The sequence below is a fragment of the Nonomuraea sp. NPDC051298 genome, from assembly GCF_055586305.1.
Genome location: NZ_JBVJIM010000009.1, coordinates 91,524 through 110,902, shown reverse-complemented (window position 1 = coordinate 110,902; position 19,379 = coordinate 91,524). Strand labels below are relative to the sequence as shown.

Below are 19,379 nucleotides of genomic sequence, written 5' to 3'. Positions count from 1 at the left end.
CACCTCCTTCATGCCGAACAAGACATCAAGTCTGGCAGTTCACGATCACTCCTCCGGACGCCCGCCCGCTCGGGTCAGGCCCAGCTCTGACCGCCGGGGGTGTCGGACACCCGCACCCCCAACTCGGCCAGCTCGCCCCGCAACCGCTCGGACTCCGCCCAGTCTTCGGCCGATCGCGCCCGGGCCCGCGCCTCCAGCAGCTCCGACGCCCCGGGAGGCAGCACCCGCGCCTTCCCGATCCCGGTGGACAGGTCGAGCGCCAGCACCTGGTCCACGTGCAGGAACGTCTCGAACTTGGCCCCCGGCGCCACCGACCCGTCGTCCTCCAGCTCCCGCAGGACCGCCAGCGCCGCCGGGGTGTCGAGGTCGTCGTCGAAGGCGGACTCCACCCGGTCGACGTGGGCCTTCGACAGCGGCGCGCTGACCGACTCGGCCCATTCGGCCACCCGGGAACGCCACCGCCACAGCGTGCGGTCGGCGGCCCGCAGGGTGTCCCAGGTCAGGTCCATCCGCTGCCGGTAGCGGTGCTCCAGGAACGCCAGGCGCACGGCCAGCGGGTCGAGCCCGGCCGACACCACGTCGGACAGCGGCGGCGGCGCCCCGCCGCCCGAGTCACGCCCGTCGAACAGCACCCGCTCACCGTGCACCCAGTGACGCGCCACCTCGTGCCCGGCCACCGCGTCGGACTGGGCCCGCACGGCCTCGTGGTGCGGGAAGCGCAGGCCGACCCCGCCGGTGTGCAGCTCGAAGCGCGGGCCGAGGAAGCGCAGCGACATGGCCGAGCACTGCGCGTGCCACCCGGGGGAGCCGCGCCCCCAAGGGGACTCCCAGGTCAGCTCGCCCGCGCCGGGCCGCCACAGGGCCCAGTCGGCCTGGCCGCGCCTGCCGGGCTCCGCCGCCTCGCCAGGGTGGGGGTCGCCGGAGATCTCGCCGTACGAGGGGAACGTGCGCGCGTCGAAGTACACCGGCCCGTCGGGCACCGCGTACGCGTGCCCCCGCTCGACCAGCTCGGCGATCAGCTCGATCGTCAGGTCGACGGTCTCGCTGGCCCGGGGCGCGTGCTCCGGCGGGCGCAGGTTGAGCGCGGCGGCGTCGCTCATGAACGCGTCTTCGTGCAGGCGCGCGAGCGCCGGCGGGATCCCGCCCGTGCCGGGAGGGCGGCCGAGGTCGGTGATGTTCCTGCAGACCACGACCCGCGTCCGCCGGCTCTCCAGCACCCGCCTGATCAGGTCGGTCAACAGGTGGTCGCGCAGGTCGCCCACGTGCGCGCGGCGATGGACCGCGGGGCCGCACGCGGACATCCGCAGTGCCCGTCCGGCGGCGAGCTCCTCGACCTGCCGGGCCCGCGTGTCGTGGATCCGCACCATCTGCCGAGCTTAGCCCGGCGTCATCCGCCCAGGAAACCGAGGATGTCGCGGTCGCCGCGCTCGCGCAGCCTGCCGAGGATCTCCTCGCGGGTGGCCAGGTCCGACACGCCGATCCTGGCCCCGATCAGTCGCAAGCCCTCTATCTCCGAGCCGACGGGGGCGGTGTAGCCGAGCAGGTAGAGCGCCCGGTTCACCGGCGGCATCGCGACCGGCGCGGCCGGCAGGTGGCGGGTCAGCAACTCGCCGCCGTCGGACACGGTCAGGAAGATGTGGTCGCCCTCGTTCGCCTTGTACTCGGCCAGCACGTTGCGGATCGACCCCATGGTGGGCTGGTTGTGCCAACTGATCACCACGTCGCCGGACGGCGCGGAGGCGGTGAGCTGCCCGCCCGGCGCCATCCCCAGGTACGCCGCGAACCCCGTCGGCAGCGGCGAGCCGGAGCCGCGCAGGTGCTCGGCGTTGACGTCCACGCGGTGCCACCAGCGGCCGTCGCGGGAGCGGAAGCTGCGCCGGGTCTCCGAGACGTCCTTGCGCGGCTGGTACGGCTCCACCTCCCCGCTCGGCGACGTGCCCGCCACCCTGATCCAGCCCCGCTGCGTCCGCTCGAACCCGGGCCCGCCCGAGTAGGCGCGCACCGAGCTCTCGCTCACCTCGTAGCGGGAGGTCAGGTTCGCCACGATGGTGCTCACCGACGCCTCGCCGCCGGCCCGCTCGATCTCCCTGGCGATCATCTCCCTGATCCCGAGGTACTCGTCGCCGCCCCACCTGGTCAGGCCGTACTTGTTGCGGTCGACCCGGCGGAAGCGGTCGTCGGCGGTGAGCTGGTTGCGGATGCCGACCAGGCTGTAGTCCTCGCCGATGCGCTCCTGGATCTCCTCCGGCGACAGCGGGGAGCCGGCCACGGCCAGCACCGCCTCGGCCTTCTCGTTGACGCTGCGCGGCCAGGGCACCACGTGCTGGCCCAGCACGCGGAGTTGGGGCACGGCCAGGATCCACTGCTCGGCCACGTCCTCGCGCACGCCGAGCTGCGCCACCATGGTCACGGCCTCGCCGAGCGGGTGCGGGCCGTCGGCGAAGAGCTGGCGGGTCTTCTCCCTCAGGTCGTCGGGCCCGCCCGCCACGAGCCAGCCGTCGGACTGCTCGTACCCGGTCAGCAGCGTACGCACGAACCGCCACGCGGGGATCCCCAGCGACCGCAGCTCGGCCTGGTGCCACGGCGCGGCGGTCTGCAGGTCGTCGGCCGGTACGGCGGAGCCCAGCCGCCCGCGCAGCCACGACACGTGCGCCACCAGCCCGGCGGCGTCGGGCTTGCCGAGCCACGCCTCCACGTGTTCGCGCAGGTCGCGCTCGATCTGCCGGATGCGCTCCCGCGTCACGGAGAAGCGCTGTGCCAGCTCGTCCAGCGTGGCCCGCTGCGTGGCGTAGAGGCGGTCGCGGGCGATGGCGCGCTGCCGGTCGTCCTGTGCCCCGAACAGCTCGTCGATCAGGTCGGGCAGCGGCTTGTCCGGCCTGGACGGCGTGGGCACGGCCTCGGGCGAGGGCTCCAGGAGCCGTTCGAACACGCCGGTGAACAGCTTCTGCACCACGTCCTTGCCCAGCGTCTCCGGCGAGCGCTCGGCCTCGGCGGGGTCGGAGAAGCGCAGCAGCGGCAGGATGTCGCCGAGCATCAGGTGCCCCCAGCAGGCCACGGCCAGGTCGGCCAGGCGGCCCGCCACGGCCTGCGTGCCGACGACGGCACACGCGCGGTCGAGGGGGATCGCCTGCCACCAGGCCTCGGGCAACTGGGGCTCCTCCACGATCGGCGCGATCTGACCAGGGGAGGTCCAGCGCAGGGGTGGCGCGAGGTCACTCAGGCTGAGGTTCATTGAGGTCCAACCGGCAATGGGAAGATATCCGCAGTTCAGACTATGTGATCAGAGGGGAAGAAACGGGCTCCCTCTTCCGGAATGGGAGATATAGAGCATCGATCGGGCACGGGTGCAGGCGACGAACAGTATGCTCCGTTCGCGCTGCAGCGCACGAGCCCTGGCGTACGGATCTTCGGACGGATCTTCGGGGGGATCCCCGGGCTGATCCTCCGGCGGCGGCGCGGGCACCACGCCCTCGGCCACGCCGATCAGCGCCACCCGCTCGAACTCGTGCCCCTTGAGGTGCTGGAAGGTCGACGCCCGCACGTCCAGGCCGTCGAGCACCCGCTTGGCGTCGCGGACCAGCCGCTGGTTGCGGGCCCCGACCGCGATCTCGCCCGGCGGGACGCCGTCGGCCAGCCAGGCGTCCACGGTGCCGCGCAGCCCGGCCAGCTCCGCCTCCGGCGAGTCGTACGCCTTGACGATCGGGCGCCGGCCGTTGTGCGTCGCGGTGAAGTCGTACATCTCGGTCACGCCCTTGACCAGGCCGGGGGAGGGGCCGCCGCCGCGCAGCCGCACGGCGAACGACAGTATCTCCTGTGGCAGCCGATGGGACAGGTTCAGCGTGTACTGCGTGGCGGGAATGCCGACCGCCCTGAGCGTCACCCGCGTGTCGGTGACGCGCTGGTGCGGGTCGCCGACGATGAACAGGTCGTCCCGCGCCCGCGGCACCGTCGCGCGCAGCAGCCGCCACTGCGCCGAGCTGATGTCCTGCGCCTCGTCCACGACCATGTGACGGTACGGCTTGTGCCCGGGATCCACGTCGTCGAGCAGGCCGCCGGTCGCCAGCGACAACAGCCTGAGCGCGTCGTCCGTCAGCTTGGCCAGCGAGCGCGCCCCCGGGCCCACCAACGTCGGACGGCGGCCCTCCGCGCCGGCCACGATCCGGACGGCCAGACGCTCGACGTTGTCCACCTCGACCCGCTTGCGCGCCACCTCGTCCTGGATCAGCAGGTCCAGCTTCGCCGACAGCTCCTCGACCAGGCTCTGCGAGAACGTCACCAGCAGCACGGGCCCGGCGCCCCTGGTCGCCAGGTGGGCGGCCCGGTGCAGGGCCAGCACGGTCTTGCCGGTGCCCGCGCCGCCCACGACCAGCACCGGGTGCTCGTACCTCGCGGCCCTGGCCAGCCGGTGCTGCGGCGGGTGCGGGAACGTGCACCAGACCGGCGCGTTCAGCACCCGGTCCAGCGTCACCTTGTCCGGCACGAACACGGCACGGTCGGGGCTGCGCCGCAGCGCCGCGTACAGGTTCTCGGGGTCGATCGGGCCGCTCTCCCCGTCGGAGGCCCGCCAGGCGTCCAGCTCCCGCCACGCCTCCGAGAGCGAGCCGCCGCGGGCCAGCACCGCCAGCGGGACGTACTGGGTGGGCGGCAGCAGCGGTTCCAGCGCGGCCACGTCCGCCTCGGTCGTGACCAGCCGGAACAGCGGCAGCGCCTGGACGTCCAGGCCCAGGCCGAGCAGGTCGCCGTCGCAGATCGCGTCGAACAGCCGCGTCGCCCTGGCCGACCTGCGCAACGCGGGCTCCACCCGCTCCAGGGCCTCGGCGTCCCACTCCTCGACCACGCCGATCACGGAGTTGACGCCGTAGCGGTGGCGGCCGGCGTACGACCACGCCTCGGGATCGGGCAGCACCCTTCGCAGCCAGTACACGTCCCGCTGCCGCACCACCACCCCGCGGTGCCCGTCGGCCAGGCGCAGGGTCGCCACCCGCGGGTCCCTGGCGCCCCTGACCCGTTCGGGATGCGGGGCGCCGGCCACGTTCAGCAGGAACCGGCGCAGCGCGACCACGGCGTCCCTGCGCACCGGCTGGGCCAGTGCGTTGAGCTCCCCCGGGAACTCGGGGCCGATCGCGAGCCGCGGCACCGGCGCTCAGTCCAATAGTTCGAGCAGGTCGCGGTCACCGCGTTCGCGGAGCCTGTTGAGCAGGTCCGGCAGGGCCACGGGGCTCGGCATCCCGATCCTGGTGGCGATCACCCTGGCCGCCTGGTCGCGGGTGCCTCCCGGAGCCGTGTACCCGACCAGGCGCAGCGCCTTGGTGATCTGCTCCGCTCCCTGCGCGGCCACCGGGAGGTGCCTGGCCCGCAGCACCCCCTCGTCCGACAGCGTCAGGAACAGGTGGCCGCCCTCCCTGGCCCCCACGTCCACGAGGAGGCGCTCGATCGACTCGAGCACAGGACGGCCGTGCCAGGTCATGCTCAGCTCGCCCGCGGCGCTCCTGACCGTCCTGGTCTCGCCCGGCGACAGGCCCAGGTACGTCGCGAACCCCGTCGGCAGCGCGCACTCGGACCCGGCGAGCTGCTCGGCCGTCACGTCGATGCGCAGCCACCACCGGCCGTCGGGCTGCCTGAAGCAGCGCTTGGTCTGGGAGACGTCCTTCAGCGGCTGGTACGGCTTGTCCTGCTCCGCCTCCTCGGGCTCCTCGCCGTTCACCTCGGGCGAGACGGCCGGTGTGAACGCCTGGAACTGCGGCACCGGCGCCGGGGGCGGCGGCAGTTGGACGGGGCCGAACGCCGACTGCTGCGCCGCCTCCGCGGGAGGCTGCTCCTGGTGCGGCTTGCGCTTCGGCAGGGGCGGCGGCGCCTCCGGCTGCGGCGAGATCGCGGGCCCAGACGACGGCGACGACGACGGCGAGGCCAGCGTCGTCAGCACGAACTGCCAGGCCGGGACCTCCAGCGCGCGGATCTCCATCTGGTGCCAGTCGGCCGCGCCGACGACCTGCTCCTTGGAAGCGGCCGGGCCCAGCGTCCTGACCAGCTCGTCCAGATGCGCCCGGTACGGGGCCGCCTCGTCGCCGGCCAGCCACTGGTCCAGGCGGGAGCGCAGCGCGTGCTCGGTCGCCGCGATCTCGGCCGGGGGGACGGCGAACAGCTTGGCGAGCTGGTCGACCGCCGAGGGCTCGTCGGTGAACACCCGGTTCTGCGCCACGGCCCAGCTCTTGTCGTCGAGCCCGGCGAACGCGGCCTCGATGAGCGCGGGGAGCGGCTGCTCCTGAGCCGACGGCTGGGGAGCGGGCTCGGAGTCCTCCTCCGAGGCGGGCTCGTCGCCCGACGCCGCGACGGGCTCAGGCGCGGGATCGAGGGCGGGTTCGCCGGTGGCTTCGTCGGCGGGTTCGTCGGCGGGTTCGCCGGTGGGCTCGTCGGTGGGCCGGCGGTCGTGCTCGGGGGCAGGCTCACCCTCGCCGCCGTCCGCGACGCCCGCGGCCTCCACGACCCCTTCGACCTCGGGAACGCCCTCCGGCTCAGGAACGCGCTCGGGCTCGACAACCTGGCCGGGTTCCTGGGCCTGCCCCGGCTCCTGGGCGTGCTCGGGTTCCTGGGGGTGCTCGGGCTCCCGCGCCTGCTCCGGGCCGGAGGTCGCGGACTCGTGCCCCAGCGCGGACCGGGCTTCAGGCACGAGCTGGGGTTCCAGCACAGCCTGAGGTTCAGGCACGGGCTGAGGTGCAGGCACAGACTGAGGTGCAGGAACGGGCTGGGGCTCCGGCTCGGGCGTCTCGCCGCCCTCCTCGGGCACCTGCCCGGCGTCGGCGTCCGCGACCCGCTCGGCGGCCTCCGGCGCACCCTCGCGGACCTCGGCAGCGGCCTCAGCGACCTCGGCGGCCTCGGCGGCGGCGCGCTCTTCCTGGACGTCGGCGGCGGGCTCCGGTACGACGGGCTTCTGCGCGCCCTGGCGGGCGAGACGGACGAGGACGGCCGAGAACAGCGTGCCGAGCACCGGCCGAGCCTGGATGAACGGCTGGTCCATCAGCTCACGGCTGGTCAGCGCCAGCAGCCCGGCCCACGATCCGGCCCGGTCGAGCGCGATCGCGACCGCGGGCTCGTCGGCGTCGTCCGGGTCCAGGACGTGCAGCGCCGGCAGGACGTCGCCCACCGCCGCCGCGGGCCAGTGCTCTAAGGCGATCTCCGTCAGCAGCTCGCCCAGTGGCTCGGGACCGATCGCTGCCAGCACCCGCGGCATGGGCAAACTGCGCCACCACGCATCCGGCAGGTCCGGCTGCCCGGTGAGTAGCGTGATCGTCGACGTGTCGCTCCACCTCAACGGTGGTACGAGGTCGCTCAGGCAGAAGTTCATCCCGTTCCGTTCACCAGCCCCTCACGCCGCCGCAGCGGTGCAGCCATAATCTCGCCGCCCACGGAACAGACCATAGTCCGGCAAAATAGCCCTACGCATCATGCACGACGCATCAACGCCGAACAGCGGCAAAGCGTAGACGCACGTAGTCCGCCATCCAGACAGTCTCCCTGCGAAGCGCCGGCGCGGCCAGCTCGTTGACGCGCCTGAGCAGGGGTTCGACGATGTCTGGCGGGAGCCCTTCGAGCACCGGCGCGGCGAACATGCGCACCCAGTCGGCGGCCCCGCCGGGGCACTCGTCGAGGGGCGTCGGCCGGTCGAAGTATTCGAGCAGCCTGACCACGAACCCCTCCTGCTCGAGGCGGCGGGCGTACTCGGCGGGCGTCGGGAAGTACCAGGGCAGGTCGGGCTCGCGCAGGCCGTACTCGCGCCAGGCGGTCAGCATCGCGGCGGTCAGCTCGGCGCAGTTGCCCGCGCCGCCCATCTCCGCGACGAAGCGTCCGCCAGGCGTGAGGGCCTCGCGGACGCTGGCGATCACGGCGCCGGGGTCACGGCTCATCCAGTGCAGCGCGGCGTTGGAGAAGACCGCGTCGTACGGGTCCACCACCGTGAAGTCGTGTCCGTCGCCGATGATGAAGTTGACGCCCGGGTACTGCGCGAGCGCCTTCTCGATCATCGCGGCGGAGCCGTCGATGCCGAGGACGTCCGCGCCGCGGAAGGCGATCTGGGCGGTCAGCACCCCGGTGCCGCACCCGAGGTCGAGGACGCGCTCGCCCGGCCGCGGGTCGAGCAGGTCGACCAGTGGCGCGCCCTGGGTGGAGACGTAGCCGAAGCTGCTGTCGTAGGCGCGACTGTCCCACCGCTCCAAACTCGGCGTGTCATATCGCAAGACGATCAGCTCACATTCGATCAGACATCGGGCCCCCGTGGCCGTGCTGTCTGTTCACTTTAGAGCCTGAACGTCCCTACGACATATCAAGTCACATCTAGCTCAGCCCACACTCTTCATCCATTCGGTCTTCAAGTACGCCTTTGCCGCATCTGCCTGCGGAATCGTCATCAGAACCGGCGGACCGGGCGCCTTAGGAAGTTTCGCCGCCTGCTCGGTGTCGAGCGTGCCCTTCATGAGCATCGCCTCGCCGCGGGCCGGCCGGGCGAACCCCTTCTGGAGCAGGTTCTGGCCCTCGTCGGAGAACAGGAACTCCTGCCACAGCCGGGCCGCGGCCGGGTGCGGGGCGGCCTTGTTGATCGCCTGCACGTGGTAGCCGCCGAGCGCCGAGTCGCGGGGGATCGTCACCTTCCAGGCGTCGGAGTGGTTCGCGCTGCGGGTGGCGTTGAGGTGGTCCCAGGCGACGACCACGTTGGCCTTGGCCGGCACGGTGAGCCGCCCGGCCTGCTTGAGCTTGGCGAACAGGGCCACGCCCTGCTCCGGCTTCGGCACTCCCGCGTGCATGGAGGCCGCCATGACGCCGCCGAACGCCGAGTCCGAGCGCAGCGGGTCGCCGTCGAGGGCGACGCGGTAGCCGGGATTGAGCAGGTCGGCGAAGGAGGCGGGCGGTTTGACCTCGCGCGGGTCGTACCCGATGGACATGTAGCCGCCGTACGCGGCGTACCAGGCGCCCGCCGGGTCCTTGACGTGGTCGGGCAGGTCCTGCCAGCCCTGCACCTTGTACGGGGCGAACCGGTCTGCCCCGTAGACGGCCTGGTCCATGGTCAGGTCGAAGACGTCGGGCTTGAGTTGCGCGGCGACGTCGAGTTCCCGGCGGCTGCTCGCTCCGGGCTCCAGCTCGTTGATCTTGAGGTCGTACTTGTCGGCGAAGGTGTCGATGATCTCGCCGTAGTTGACCCAGTCGCGGGGCAGGGCGATCACGTTGAGCTGGCCCTCGCGCTGGGCGGCGTCGACGAGGCGCTCCATGGTGCCGAAACCGGCCTTCATCGAGGCGCCCTGGACGTTCACCGGCGGCAGGTTCTTGGCCTGCGGGTTGCTGGAGTCGGTGGACGACGCGCCGCATCCGGCGCTGGCGAGGATGGCTGCTGCGGCGGCGCAGGTACGTACAGTCACACAGTGAATACTTACCGTTACATTCGCCCAGGTCGAGGAGGCGCGGCCGGAACGACCTTGGCGGCCACCAGCGTCTCTTCGGGAATTTCCACCACCGTGCCATCCTTTTTGCGGACTTCGAGTACGCCGTCCGCCCACGACACGAGCACACCCACCACATCGCGAAATCCGCCAGGGACACGCCTACGGGTGGTGATCCGTGCGCCTATGTCCTGACTTGTGATGGCGATGACGAGGCGTGCGGCCACGAGTTTGCCACCCTCCGTTTCGGCCAGTCGGCAAGCACGGCAATACTAGGGCGTAGCAAACCGCGGTCAGAGTCATGCCATGGTGCGGAGAAGAAGGAGCTCGAGGTGACCTACGTCATCGCGCAGCCTTGCGTGGACGTCCTGGACAAGGCGTGCATCGAGGAATGCCCCGTCGATTGCATCTACGAGGGCGAGCGCATGCTTTACATCCACCCCGACGAGTGTGTGGACTGCGGCGCGTGCGAGCCTGTGTGCCCCGTTGAGGCGATCTTCTACGAGGACGACCTTCCCGAGCAGTGGAAGGACTTCTACAAGGCGAACGTGGACTTCTTCGAAGACCTCGGCTCGCCAGGGGGCGCCTCGAAGGTCGGCAAGATAGAGAAGGACCACCCGGTGGTGGCCGCCCTGCCGCCGCAGGGCGAGGACCACTGACGGGTCCCATTCACGTCGTGCGCGGGGGCATCCGGGTGGATGCGCCCCGTTCGCGTCGCGCTCCCGTGCCCCGGTGCGCCCGCACCCTGCCGAACACCCTGGAGAATCGTGAACAAGCTACCTGACTTCCCCTGGGATCGGCTGGAGCCGTACAAGGAGCGTGCGCTCGCACACCCCGACGGGATCGTCGACCTCTCGATCGGCACACCCGTCGACCCCGTGCCGCGGATCATCCAGGACGCCCTCGTAGGCGCGGCCGACAGCCCCGGCTATCCCTTCACCCACGGCACCAGGGCGCTGCGCGAGGCCGCGGCCGGGTGGCTGCGGCGGCGGCACGGCGTCACGGTCGACCAGGAGCACGTGCTCCCGCTGCTCGGCTCCAAGGAGTTCGTCGCCTGGCTGCCCACCTATCTGGGCGCTCGGCACGTGGTCTTCCCCGAGCTGGCCTACCCCACGTACGACGTGGGCACCCGGCTGGCCGGCGCGGCGGGCACGGCCTCCGACAGCACGCTCGCGCTCGGCCCCGAGCCCGTCGACCTCATCTGGGTCAACTCCCCGGGCAACCCCACGGGCCGGGTGCTGCCCGCCGAACACCTGCGCAAGGTCGTGGCCTGGGCGCGCGAGCGCGGCGCGGTGGTGGCCTCCGACGAGTGCTACATCGAGCTGGGCTGGGAGGAGCGGCCGGTCTCGATCCTGCACCCCGACGTCTGCGGCGGCTCCCACGAGGGGCTGCTCGCCGTCCACTCGCTCTCCAAGCGCTCCAACCTGGCCGGATACCGCGCCGGGTTCGTGACGGGAGACCCCGTCCTGGTCAAGCGGCTGCTGGAGACCCGCAAGCACGCGGGCATGCTCATGCCCCAGCCCGTACAGGCGGCGATGACCGCCGCGTTCTCCGACGACGAGCACGCCGACCGGCAGCGCGAGCGGTACGCCGCCCGCCGCGCCGCGCTGCGCCCCGCCCTGGAGAAGGCCGGGTGGAGCATCGACCACTCGACGGCCGGTCTGTACTTCTGGGCCTCCAACGGGCAGAGCGCCTGGGATCAGGTAAGCAAGCTCTCCGAAATCGGCATTTTGGTCGCGCCCGGCGAATTCTACGGATCGGCAGGTGGACGGCACATCCGCGTCGCCGTCACGGCCACGGACGAGCGGATCGGTGCGGCGGTGCTCCGGCTCCAGTAGGATCCCCCCGACGTGGCCGGGCGTACCGGCTTGGCGCGGACAAATTGACAAGAGCTTTTGCCGAGGCAGACCGCGAGTGGAGCGAGCTGATCGATGAGCATGACCTCCATGGTCGTACTCGGGCTGAGCATCGCCACCGTCCTGCTGCTGCTGGGGGCCTTCTGGGCCACCATGCGGCAAGACAGGAAGGGCCGCGCGAGCGCGCCGCCCGCCGAGGTCGCTCCCGCCGAGCCCCCGCTGGCGGCGCCGGTGAGCGTCCCCGGCGAGGCCGGCACCGACTACGCCGACCCTCGCACGATCCAGGTCGGCGACCGGATCGAGGTGCACGGGTCACCCGCGCGCGTGCTCGGCGCCACGCGCGTCTCGTGGCAGGGGCAGCAGTGGACGGAGTTCCTGCTGCGCGACGGCTCGCGGCGGCACCAGTGGCTCTCGATCGAGGTGCTGGCCGGTGATCCGCCGCACCTGGAGGTCCGGCTCTGGACGGACGTGCCCACCCAGGGCATGGTTCCGGCCAAGAGCATGCTGATCATGGAGGGCATGGAGTTCTTCCCCGTCGAACGGGGCACCGCCGCCTTCCGCAGTGAGGGCGACACGGGCCTGCCCGAGCGGGGGCTGCTGGACTTCGCCGACTACAGCGCCTCCGACGGCCGCCTGCTCTCCTTCGAACGCATCCAGGGCCGCTCATGGACCGCCGCCTACGCCCAGCCCCTGCCGCCCGGCTCCATCACCATCGTCCGCCGCGCCTCCTGAAGCCCGCCTTCTGAAGCCCGTCTCCTGGAGCGCCCGGCTCGTGAAGGCGCGGCCCGGCAGCCGTGGCGTCGTGTCAGGACAGCTCGACCTGGCGGTCGCCGGCCTGGCCGCCCGCCTGCCAGCCGTCGGCCTCCGGATCGTTGCTCCAGGTGGCCCCGTTGTAGCCCACCCGCGTGAGGGCGTACTTCTCGGCGTGGGCCACCGACCAGGCGGCCACCAGCCACCCCCGCCGCTTCGTCGTGATGGCCACGCTGCCCAGCGCCCGCGCGAGCTGCTTGCGGGCCTCGGCGGTGCGGGGCTGGGGCGCCGGGGTCTTGTCCGAGGGGTACCAGCACTGCAGGGCCTGCGGCACCCGCCCGGTGAAGGCGGCCGCGAGGATCTTGGCCTGCGTCTCGTGCGGCGCGTACGCGTACCCGCCCGCCGACCGCTGCACCTCCTGCGCCGCCTCGGCCAGCGGGATCTTCCGGTAGTTCTTGACCTTGACCAGCGCGGCGAAGAACTTGTTGGTGGCGTAGACGGGGTCCATGAGCTGCTTCTTGGTGCCCCAGCCCTGCGACTCGCGCTGCTGGAAGACGCCCACGGAGTCGCGGTCGCCGTAGTCGAGGTTCTGGATCTTCGACTCCTGCAGCGCGGTCGCGTACGCGATGACCACGGCCCGCTCGGGCAGCTTGCGGCGGGCCGCGACGGCGGCGATGGTGGCCGAGATCTGGGCCTGCTCGGGGATGAGGTTGATCACGCCCTCCGGCGTGTTGACGACGCAGTAGGGCTCGGGCTGGCCGGCCAGCCGCGGCGTCCTCTTCAGCAGTTGGTAGAGGCCGACGGAGACGCCCACCGCGAGCACGACGACGATGATCGCGATGGCGATGACTCCACGTGAGAAGCGCAGGCGCACCCTGAAGAACCTACCCGGCCGGATAGGCTCCGTGGCCATGAGTCACGTGAGCACCGACACGACAAGGCGGCGCTCAACGACGTGCTGCGCGAACACGGAGTGAACACCTGATGCTCGACCTGACCCAGGACGTACGCGACCTGACCGCCGCGATCGTGGACATCGAGTCGGTGAGCGGCGCGGAGAAGGCGCTGGCCGACGAGGTCGAGCGGGCGCTGACGGCGCTGCCGCACCTGCGGGTGGCCCGGTCGGGCGAGACGGTCGTGGCCCGTACCGAGCAGGGGCGCTCCGAGCGCGTGCTGATCGCCGGGCACCTCGACACCGTCCCCGTGGCCGCCAACCTGCCCAGCCGCGTCGAGGGCGACCTGCTCTACGGCTGCGGCACTTCCGACATGAAGGCCGGCGTCGCGGTCGCGCTCAAACTGGCGGCCACCGTGCCCGCCCCCGGCAGAGACGTCACGTACGTCTTCTACGACTGCGAGGAGGTCGAGGCCGAGCGCAACGGCCTCACCAGGGTCGCCCGCGACCACCCCGGCTGGCTGGCGGCCGACTTCGCGGTGCTCATGGAGCCCACCGACGGCGTGATCGAGGGCGGCTGCCAGGGCACGCTGCGCGCCGAGGTCACGGTGACCGGCAAGCGGGCGCACAGCGCCAGGTCGTGGTTCGGGGTCAACGCCGTTCACGGGATCGAGCCGGTGCTGGCCCGGCTGAACGCCTACGAGGCGCGCCGGCCGGTGGTCGACGGCCTCGAATACCACGAAGGGCTGAACGCGGTCGGCGTCCGGGGCGGCGTGGCGGGCAACGTGATCCCCGACGAGTGCGTGGTGACCGTCAACTACCGTTTCGCGCCCGATCTGTCCGTCGAGGCGGCGCAGGAGCACGTACGCGAGGTGTTCGACGGATTCGCGGTCGGCTTCGTGGACCTCGCGCCGGCGGCCAGGCCGGGGCTGACGCATCCGGTGGCGGCGGCCTTCACCGCGGCCGTCGGCGGCACCCCGCGCGCCAAACTGGGCTGGACCGACGTCGCCCGCTTCGCCGAACTGGGCGTCCCCGCCGTCAACTACGGCCCGGGAGATCCGAACCTCGCGCACCAGCAGGGCGAGTACGTGTCGCGCTCGAAGATCGTCGAGAGTGAGCGGGCCATGCTGGAGTGGCTCACAATATGAAAGTGGCCTTCCTCGCCGGCCATTTGGCGGGGAAGACCACTTTCAGTCCCGAGCAGCACCCTCGTCGGTTAGACGTGAGGGGGTGGAAATTCGGTTCCCTGCTTCTTTCAAGATTTTTAAGACCGGTGTCCCGTCCTCGCTACCTGCGGTTTCGCTCCCAGCGGGCAGTCTGGATCCCCTACGGGGCCCCTTTCGAGCCGGGCCGCGGACGCGGGCTCGGTCGCACATGAGAAGGACTAGCGTGATCCCCATGGCACAAAATCGTCGGGAACGCCGCCAGGGCCAGGCGTTCGTCCGCGGCAACCTCGTCCCCAGCTCCACCCACGACCAGCGCCTCCTGGCCCGTCAGGGGCCCTCCGACTGGGTGCACATGGACCCGTGGCGGGTGCTGCGCATCCAGGCGGAGTTCGTGGAGGGCTTCGGCCAGCTCGCCGAGCTGCCGCCGGCGGTCACCGTCTTCGGCTCGGCCCGCACCAAGCCCGGCTCCTCCGACTACACGATGGGCGAGGTGCTCGGCAGGAAGCTGGCCGAGTCCGGCTACGCCGTGATCACGGGCGGCGGGCCCGGCGTCATGGAGTCGGCCAACAAGGGCGCGAGCGAGGTCGACGGCGCGGTGTCGGTCGGGCTCGGCATCGAGCTGCCGTTCGAGCAGAGCATGAACGAGTACGTGGACCTCGGCATCGAGTTCCGCTACTTCTTCGTGCGCAAGACGATGTTCGTCAAGTACTCCTGCGGCTTCATCGCCCTGCCCGGCGGCTTCGGCACGCTCGACGAGCTGTTCGAGGCGCTCACGCTGGTGCAGACCCACAAGGTCACCTCCTTCCCCGTGGTGCTGATGGGCTCGGAGTTCTGGGGCGGGCTGACGGAGTGGATCAAGGGCACGCTGCTGGGCACCGGGAAGATCGCGTCGCAGGACCTCGACCTGATCACCATCACCGACGACGCCGACGAGGCCGTGCGCATCATCGTCGACGCCGACCGGGCCCGCTCCAAGGAGCGCGAGCAGCAGGAGCTGGAGGCCGCCGCCGTCCAGACCGCCGAGCCCCAATAAGCTTGTCCGACGTGAACATCTGCGTCTTCTGCGCCTCCAGCCTCACCATCGACCACAAGTACATCGAGCTGGCCGAGCAGGTGGGCGCCGAGCTGGCCAAGCGGGGGCACACGCTGGTGAGCGGCGGCGGCTCCGTCTCGTGCATGGGCGCCGTCACCTCGGCCGCGCGGGCCGCGGGAGGTCGTACGGTGGGCGTGATCCCGCAGGTGCTCGTGGACATGGAGGTGGCCGACGAGGAGTCCGACGAGCTGATCGTCACGCCCGGCATGCGCGAGCGCAAGGCCGTCATGGACGCCCGCTCCGACGCGTTCCTCGTGCTGCCCGGCGGCATCGGCACGCTGGAGGAGCTGTTCGAGATCTGGACGGCCCGGGTGCTCGGCATCCACGATCGCCCGCTGGTGCTGCTCGACCCCTTCGGCCTGTACGAGCCGCTCAAGAAGCTGGTCGAGGGCATGTACGACGAGGGCTTCACCCGTCCCGACGTCTTCGACGCGATCTCCTGGACCACCACCGTGGACGAGGCGTTCGCCCACCTCGAAGCTCGGGCGCAGCCGGTCCGCCCCAGCGTCGCCGAGCTGGGCGAGGCCGCCGGCTGACCTGCGCGAGGGGCGTCGCGTGGCGGTAAGCGTGAAATGCACGACTTGCGGTGGACCGCTAAATGAGGTCCACCGTGTGAGTACGATGCCAATGTGCTGGTCATACTCGCCATCGCCGCCATCGCCATCCTGGCCTGCGTGGTCCTGGTCTCCCTGGGCAGGGGCGGAGAGCTGACCGAGTTCCCGCCCGACGTGCCCCCGCTCGACCTGCCCGAGGCGGCCCAGCTCACGGCGGTCGACTTCATGGCGCTGCAACTGCCGGTCAGCCTGGTGGGCTACCACACGCAGAGCGTCGACGAGACGCTGCGGCGCGCGGCCGGTGCGATCAGTGCCCGCGACACCCGCATCGCGGTGCTGGAGCAGCGGGTCTCCGAGCTGCTGTCGAGCCGCCTGCACGCGCGCCAGGAGGTCTACGCCGCGCCCGGGGCCGGGCCGCGCACCGAGCACGAGCCGCAGGCCCCGACCGCGCCGCGTGAGCTGCCCGAGTCCGGCGATCCGGTGGCGGCGAGCGGGGCCTCGGTGACCTGGGGTGACGGCGCCGGGCTCCAGCGCGTGCCGGAGGAGCCGGAGTGGCGCGTCTCCCCGGCCGACGACGCACCCGCCGCGGAGGAAGCGGAAGCAGCGGAGGCAGCGGAGAAGGCGGAGCAGGCGGAGCAGGACCCGGAGAAGCCGGGCGACGGCGAGCCGCCCACCGAGGCGAAGCCGGAGGACGCCGAGGTGAAGCCCGAGGACGCCGAGGTGAAGCCCGAGGACGAGTTCACGTCCGACGAGCCGCCCGAGACCGACCGGCCGCACGAGAGCGGCAAGCCGCACGAGACCGGTGACGAGCGCCGGTGACCGAGCCGACCCTGGCAGAGCCGCCACTGACAGAGCCGACCCGGTGTGCCTGGGCGGGACTGGCCGACCCGATGTACCTCGCCTACCACGACGAGGAGTGGGGCCGCCCGCTCAAGGGCGACGACGAGGTCTTCGAGCGCGTGTCGCTGGAGGCGTTCCAGTCGGGCCTGTCGTGGCTGACGATCCTGCGCAAGCGGGAGAACTTCCGCGCCGCCTTCGACGGCTTCTCCATCCCCAAGGTGGCCGCGTACACCGAGCAGGACGTCGAGCGCCTGCTCGGCGACGCGGGCATCGTCCGCAACCGGGCCAAGATCGAGGCGGCCGTGGCCAACGCCAGGGCCGCGCTCGACCTGCCCGGCGGTCTGTCAGAGCTGGTGTGGCGGTACGCCGACCCCGACGCGCCCGCGCCGAGGACCATGGCCGACGTGCCCGCCACGACCCCCGGCTCGAAGGCGCTGGCCAAGGAGCTGAAGAAGCACGGCTTCCGATTCGTCGGCCCGACCACGGCCTACGCGCTGATGCAGGCGATCGGCCTGGTCAACGATCATATCGAGGGTTGTCCGGCTCGTACGCGGTGAGTTCGACGCTGTGACTGCGGCCCAGCGACCCGCCGAGCGCGACGGTGACGACGGGCCGCTTGCCGAGCTGCACCGAGACCGTGTCGTCGGCGTTGCGCACCCCGCGCGCGGCCCGGTCGAGGGTGAGCCGTACGACGTCCACGGTCCTGCTCGGGTCGGCCACGGCCAGGACGACCCGCTCGCTGGCCCGGCGCAGCATGACCACGCACGGCGCGTCCGCGCTGACGATCCCGGCGCTGCCCGCCGCCCAGAACGTGGCCCCGAACAGCCGGCGCACCTCCACGGCCTGCAGCCGGTCGGTGTTGGACAGCACCCGTACGGGACGCCGCCCCCGGAACGACCGGGTCCCCGCCCGCGAGGCGCCGGGCAGCAGCACGTAGGTGTAGGCGTCCTCGGCGGGATTGGTGCCGTGGTCGAGCCAGAACGTCACGTAACGCCGCGAGACGGGCTCGAAGGCGGCCTGGGTGTCGTCCCCGGTGTTGATGTCCCGCCAGCGGCCCGTACGCGTGTCCGTGAGCATCCTGAGCCCCTCGAACACGTAGCCGCCCACCCCGGGCAGGTGCGCCCACCCGTCTCCGACGTACGGCTGCGCCTCCGTGGCCCGATTCTCCACCACGGTCTCGACCGTCCGGCCGTCGTAGCTCGTGATGCCGCTGCCCAGCGCCACCACGGCGTTGTCGAGGCACATCCACGACTTGCGGGCCCGCAGGCTCACCCCGTCGCCCCGCAGCTCCATGGCCGCCACGCCGTAGCGGCCTTCGAGCGCGACGCCGCCCGCCCACGTGTTGGCCGGGCGGTAGGCGGTGAAGTCGAGGTCCTCGCGTCTGCGGGTGTCCACGGTGGTGCCGGGCAGCCGGTACGGGTCGACCGTCGGCCAGAAGTCGTGCCCGTAGTGGTCGGGGTCGCCGGAGTAGACGTAGGTCATGCCGTCACCGGTGTACCAGCCGTGCCGGTTCTCCCCGTTGATCGCCTCGTACGCCGAGACCCGCTGCGACGACATGCTGATCGCCACCGACCAGCCGGGCCGCCGGTGCACCACCCGGTCCATCGAGGGGAACACGAAGTGCCCGACGGGCACGGGGGCGGCCTCGACGGTCTTGTCCTCCAGCACCTCGACCGCCCGCAGGGTCTCCGGCACGTCCGCGTGCTCCAGGTAGGGCCGGGCCCCGCCGCGCTCGATCCACCCCTTGGCCAGCTCCCTGAACCTGCTCCGGTACGGCTCGGGCGCGCTCCGCGCCAGCAGCAGCACCGCCCCGGTCAGGCCGTGCCCGGCCACGCCGTCGGAGAACTCCTGCCGGCTGACCGCCCGCCCCCTGACGGTGTCCATCAGCAGCCCGTCGTGGACGAACGGCGCGAACGAGCGCTCGACCGCGTCCAGCACCACCCGCCGACCCGGGTCGGTGATCTCCCACGGCGAGCCGTGCAGCAGCGCCAGGGTCTCGGCCACCGCGATGAGCAGGGACAGGCCGTAGGAGCCTGTGTAGGCGACGGTGCCGTGCTGGATGAACGAGCCGTCGCGGTAGAAGCCGTCGCCCGACTCGGCGTAGCCAAACACGCTGTTGCGCCCGCCGTCGCGTACGTCGGACAGCCCGTCACGCGCGAGGACGAGCTTGTCGGCATTACGCCCGGCCACACCGCGGAAGGCCAGGATGGCGGCCTTGTCGGCCCGGTTGGCCCCGCTCTCGCTGGCCTCGGGCCGCCACGCGCGACGGTCGGCGTCGGGGCAGAACCGGTCGATCGCCGCCAGGTACGCCTTCAGCCTGCCCACGTCGAGCCGGTCGCCGAGCAGCACGCACGCGCGGGACAGCTCGGCGGGCGTGCCGATCTCCCAGAACCACCAGTTGCCGCTCTCGTTCAGCCGCTCGTTGTAGTGGCGCTCGTGGAGCAGGTCGAGCGCGTCGATCACCTTCGCCGCCACGGCGTCGTCACCGTGCTGGGCCGTGCCCGGCGTGGCCCAGGCGGTGGCGATCATCCGCAGGCGGCCGTAGCTGCTCGTGACGTGGCCGGGGCGCCCTTCGAGCGGGAGGTCCGGCCAGATCAGCCCGGGGACCATCTGGGCCAGCCGACCGCCGGCCCGCTCGCTCAGCGTGGCCAGCGGCCGGGCGCGGACCGGGTCGGAGGCGTCGAGTTCGCCGCCGGTCAGGAGGGTGAGGGCCGTCGCACGCAGGGACTCGAAGTCGTGCGGGGCGGGGGGACGCGTCGCGTCGGGTGAGCGCATGGCGTTAGCTTTGCGCATCCGCGCGTGG

17 protein-coding genes are annotated in these 19,379 nt (G+C 71.9%); 8 read left to right on the top strand and 9 right to left on the bottom strand.

Features of this window, described 5'->3' with window-relative positions:
* Positions 1 to 74: 74 nt before the first annotated feature.
* From ACZ6S0_RS25570 to ACZ6S0_RS25540, 7 genes are all read right to left on the bottom strand, one after another.
* Positions 75 to 1,367: a CysS/YqeB C-terminal domain-containing protein gene (locus ACZ6S0_RS25570; protein ID WP_465921841.1), complete on the bottom strand. Its 1,293-nt coding sequence runs from the start codon at positions 1,365 to 1,367 to the stop codon at positions 75 to 77.
* Between the two features lie 20 nt (positions 1,368 to 1,387).
* Positions 1,388 to 3,232, bottom strand: coding sequence for a sigma factor-like helix-turn-helix DNA-binding protein (locus ACZ6S0_RS25565; protein WP_465921840.1), 1,845 nt, complete (start codon positions 3,230 to 3,232; stop codon positions 1,388 to 1,390).
* A gap of 48 nt (positions 3,233 to 3,280) precedes the next feature.
* A complete protein-coding gene (locus tag ACZ6S0_RS25560; RefSeq protein WP_465921839.1) occupies positions 3,281 to 5,137 on the bottom strand; it encodes a UvrD-helicase domain-containing protein in 1,857 nt (618 codons plus the stop codon).
* Between the two features lie 6 nt (positions 5,138 to 5,143).
* Entirely contained in the window at positions 5,144 to 7,342 is a 2,199-nt protein-coding gene (locus ACZ6S0_RS25555) for a hypothetical protein (protein ID WP_465921838.1), read from the bottom strand.
* Positions 7,343 to 7,454: 112 nt separating this feature from the next.
* Positions 7,455 to 8,231 carry a class I SAM-dependent methyltransferase gene (locus ACZ6S0_RS25550; RefSeq protein WP_465921837.1) on the bottom strand — a complete coding sequence of 259 codons (777 nt, stop codon included), beginning with the start codon at positions 8,229 to 8,231 and terminating at the stop codon, positions 7,455 to 7,457.
* A 102-nt stretch (positions 8,232 to 8,333) separates the two neighbouring features.
* Complete coding sequence (locus ACZ6S0_RS25545; protein WP_465921836.1) at positions 8,334 to 9,404, bottom strand: ABC transporter substrate-binding protein; 1,071 nt, start codon at positions 9,402 to 9,404, stop codon at positions 8,334 to 8,336.
* A 17-nt stretch (positions 9,405 to 9,421) separates the two neighbouring features.
* Positions 9,422 to 9,652 (bottom strand): putative acetyltransferase, encoded by a 231-nt coding sequence (locus tag ACZ6S0_RS25540; protein ID WP_344883922.1) that lies wholly within the window; start codon positions 9,650 to 9,652, stop codon positions 9,422 to 9,424.
* 105 nt (positions 9,653 to 9,757) lie between these two features.
* Here ACZ6S0_RS25540 and fdxA point away from each other — a divergent pair, with 105 nt between their 5' ends.
* The 3 genes from fdxA to ACZ6S0_RS25525 all read left to right on the top strand — a co-directional run bounded on the left by fdxA (position 9,758) and on the right by ACZ6S0_RS25525 (position 12,013).
* A complete protein-coding gene (gene fdxA / locus ACZ6S0_RS25535) occupies positions 9,758 to 10,084 on the top strand; it encodes a ferredoxin (protein WP_106240826.1) in 327 nt (108 codons plus the stop codon).
* 108 nt (positions 10,085 to 10,192) lie between these two features.
* The gene (gene dapC, locus ACZ6S0_RS25530) at positions 10,193 to 11,263 is read left to right on the top strand and encodes a succinyldiaminopimelate transaminase (protein ID WP_465921835.1); all 1,071 of its coding nucleotides are present in this window, start codon (positions 10,193 to 10,195) and stop codon (positions 11,261 to 11,263) included.
* Between the two features lie 93 nt (positions 11,264 to 11,356).
* Entirely contained in the window at positions 11,357 to 12,013 is a 657-nt protein-coding gene (locus tag ACZ6S0_RS25525) for a DUF4178 domain-containing protein (protein ID WP_465921834.1), read from the top strand.
* A gap of 73 nt (positions 12,014 to 12,086) precedes the next feature.
* On the opposite strand, the gene ACZ6S0_RS25520 is transcribed toward ACZ6S0_RS25525, so the two are convergent.
* Positions 12,087 to 12,905 (bottom strand): hypothetical protein, encoded by an 819-nt coding sequence (locus tag ACZ6S0_RS25520; protein ID WP_465921833.1) that lies wholly within the window; start codon positions 12,903 to 12,905, stop codon positions 12,087 to 12,089.
* A 110-nt stretch (positions 12,906 to 13,015) separates the two neighbouring features.
* Here ACZ6S0_RS25520 and dapE point away from each other — a divergent pair, with 110 nt between their 5' ends.
* The 5 genes from dapE to ACZ6S0_RS25495 all read left to right on the top strand — a co-directional run bounded on the left by dapE (position 13,016) and on the right by ACZ6S0_RS25495 (position 17,133).
* Positions 13,016 to 14,071 (top strand): succinyl-diaminopimelate desuccinylase, encoded by a 1,056-nt coding sequence (dapE, locus tag ACZ6S0_RS25515; RefSeq protein WP_465921832.1) that lies wholly within the window; start codon positions 13,016 to 13,018, stop codon positions 14,069 to 14,071.
* A gap of 250 nt (positions 14,072 to 14,321) precedes the next feature.
* Positions 14,322 to 15,122, top strand: coding sequence for an LOG family protein (locus ACZ6S0_RS25510; RefSeq protein ID WP_465921831.1), 801 nt, complete (start codon positions 14,322 to 14,324; stop codon positions 15,120 to 15,122).
* An 11-nt stretch (positions 15,123 to 15,133) separates the two neighbouring features.
* The gene (locus ACZ6S0_RS25505) at positions 15,134 to 15,718 is read left to right on the top strand and encodes an LOG family protein (protein ID WP_465921830.1); all 585 of its coding nucleotides are present in this window, start codon (positions 15,134 to 15,136) and stop codon (positions 15,716 to 15,718) included.
* A gap of 93 nt (positions 15,719 to 15,811) precedes the next feature.
* Positions 15,812 to 16,555 (top strand): hypothetical protein, encoded by a 744-nt coding sequence (locus tag ACZ6S0_RS25500; protein WP_465921829.1) that lies wholly within the window; start codon positions 15,812 to 15,814, stop codon positions 16,553 to 16,555.
* A 71-nt stretch (positions 16,556 to 16,626) separates the two neighbouring features.
* Entirely contained in the window at positions 16,627 to 17,133 is a 507-nt protein-coding gene (locus ACZ6S0_RS25495) for a DNA-3-methyladenine glycosylase I (protein WP_465922051.1), read from the top strand.
* Here ACZ6S0_RS25495 and ACZ6S0_RS25490 read toward each other — a convergent pair.
* On the bottom strand, positions 17,093 to 19,351 hold the full coding sequence (locus tag ACZ6S0_RS25490) for a polysaccharide lyase 8 family protein (protein WP_465921828.1): 2,259 nt from the start codon (positions 19,349 to 19,351) through the stop codon (positions 17,093 to 17,095). The genes ACZ6S0_RS25495 and ACZ6S0_RS25490 overlap by 41 nt on opposite strands.
* Positions 19,352 to 19,379: the final 28 nt, after the last annotated feature.

What these genes read in the sequence shown, in the direction of transcription:
- ACZ6S0_RS25570 (WP_465921841.1), bottom strand. Translation starts at nt 1,367, where the DNA reads ATGGTGCGGATCCACGACACGCGGGCCCGGCAGGTCGAGGAGCTCGCC.
- ACZ6S0_RS25565 (WP_465921840.1), bottom strand. Translation starts at nt 3,232, where the DNA reads ATGAACCTCAGCCTGAGTGACCTCGCGCCACCCCTGCGCTGGACCTCC.
- ACZ6S0_RS25555 (WP_465921838.1), bottom strand. Translation starts at nt 7,342, where the DNA reads ATGAACTTCTGCCTGAGCGACCTCGTACCACCGTTGAGGTGGAGCGAC.
- ACZ6S0_RS25525 (WP_465921834.1), top strand. Translation starts at nt 11,357, where the DNA reads ATGAGCATGACCTCCATGGTCGTACTCGGGCTGAGCATCGCCACCGTC.
- dapE (WP_465921832.1), top strand. Translation starts at nt 13,016, where the DNA reads ATGCTCGACCTGACCCAGGACGTACGCGACCTGACCGCCGCGATCGTG.
- ACZ6S0_RS25510 (WP_465921831.1), top strand. Translation starts at nt 14,322, where the DNA reads ATGGCACAAAATCGTCGGGAACGCCGCCAGGGCCAGGCGTTCGTCCGC.
- ACZ6S0_RS25495 (WP_465922051.1), top strand. Translation starts at nt 16,627, where the DNA reads ATGTACCTCGCCTACCACGACGAGGAGTGGGGCCGCCCGCTCAAGGGC.
- ACZ6S0_RS25490 (WP_465921828.1), bottom strand. Translation starts at nt 19,351, where the DNA reads ATGCGCTCACCCGACGCGACGCGTCCCCCCGCCCCGCACGACTTCGAG.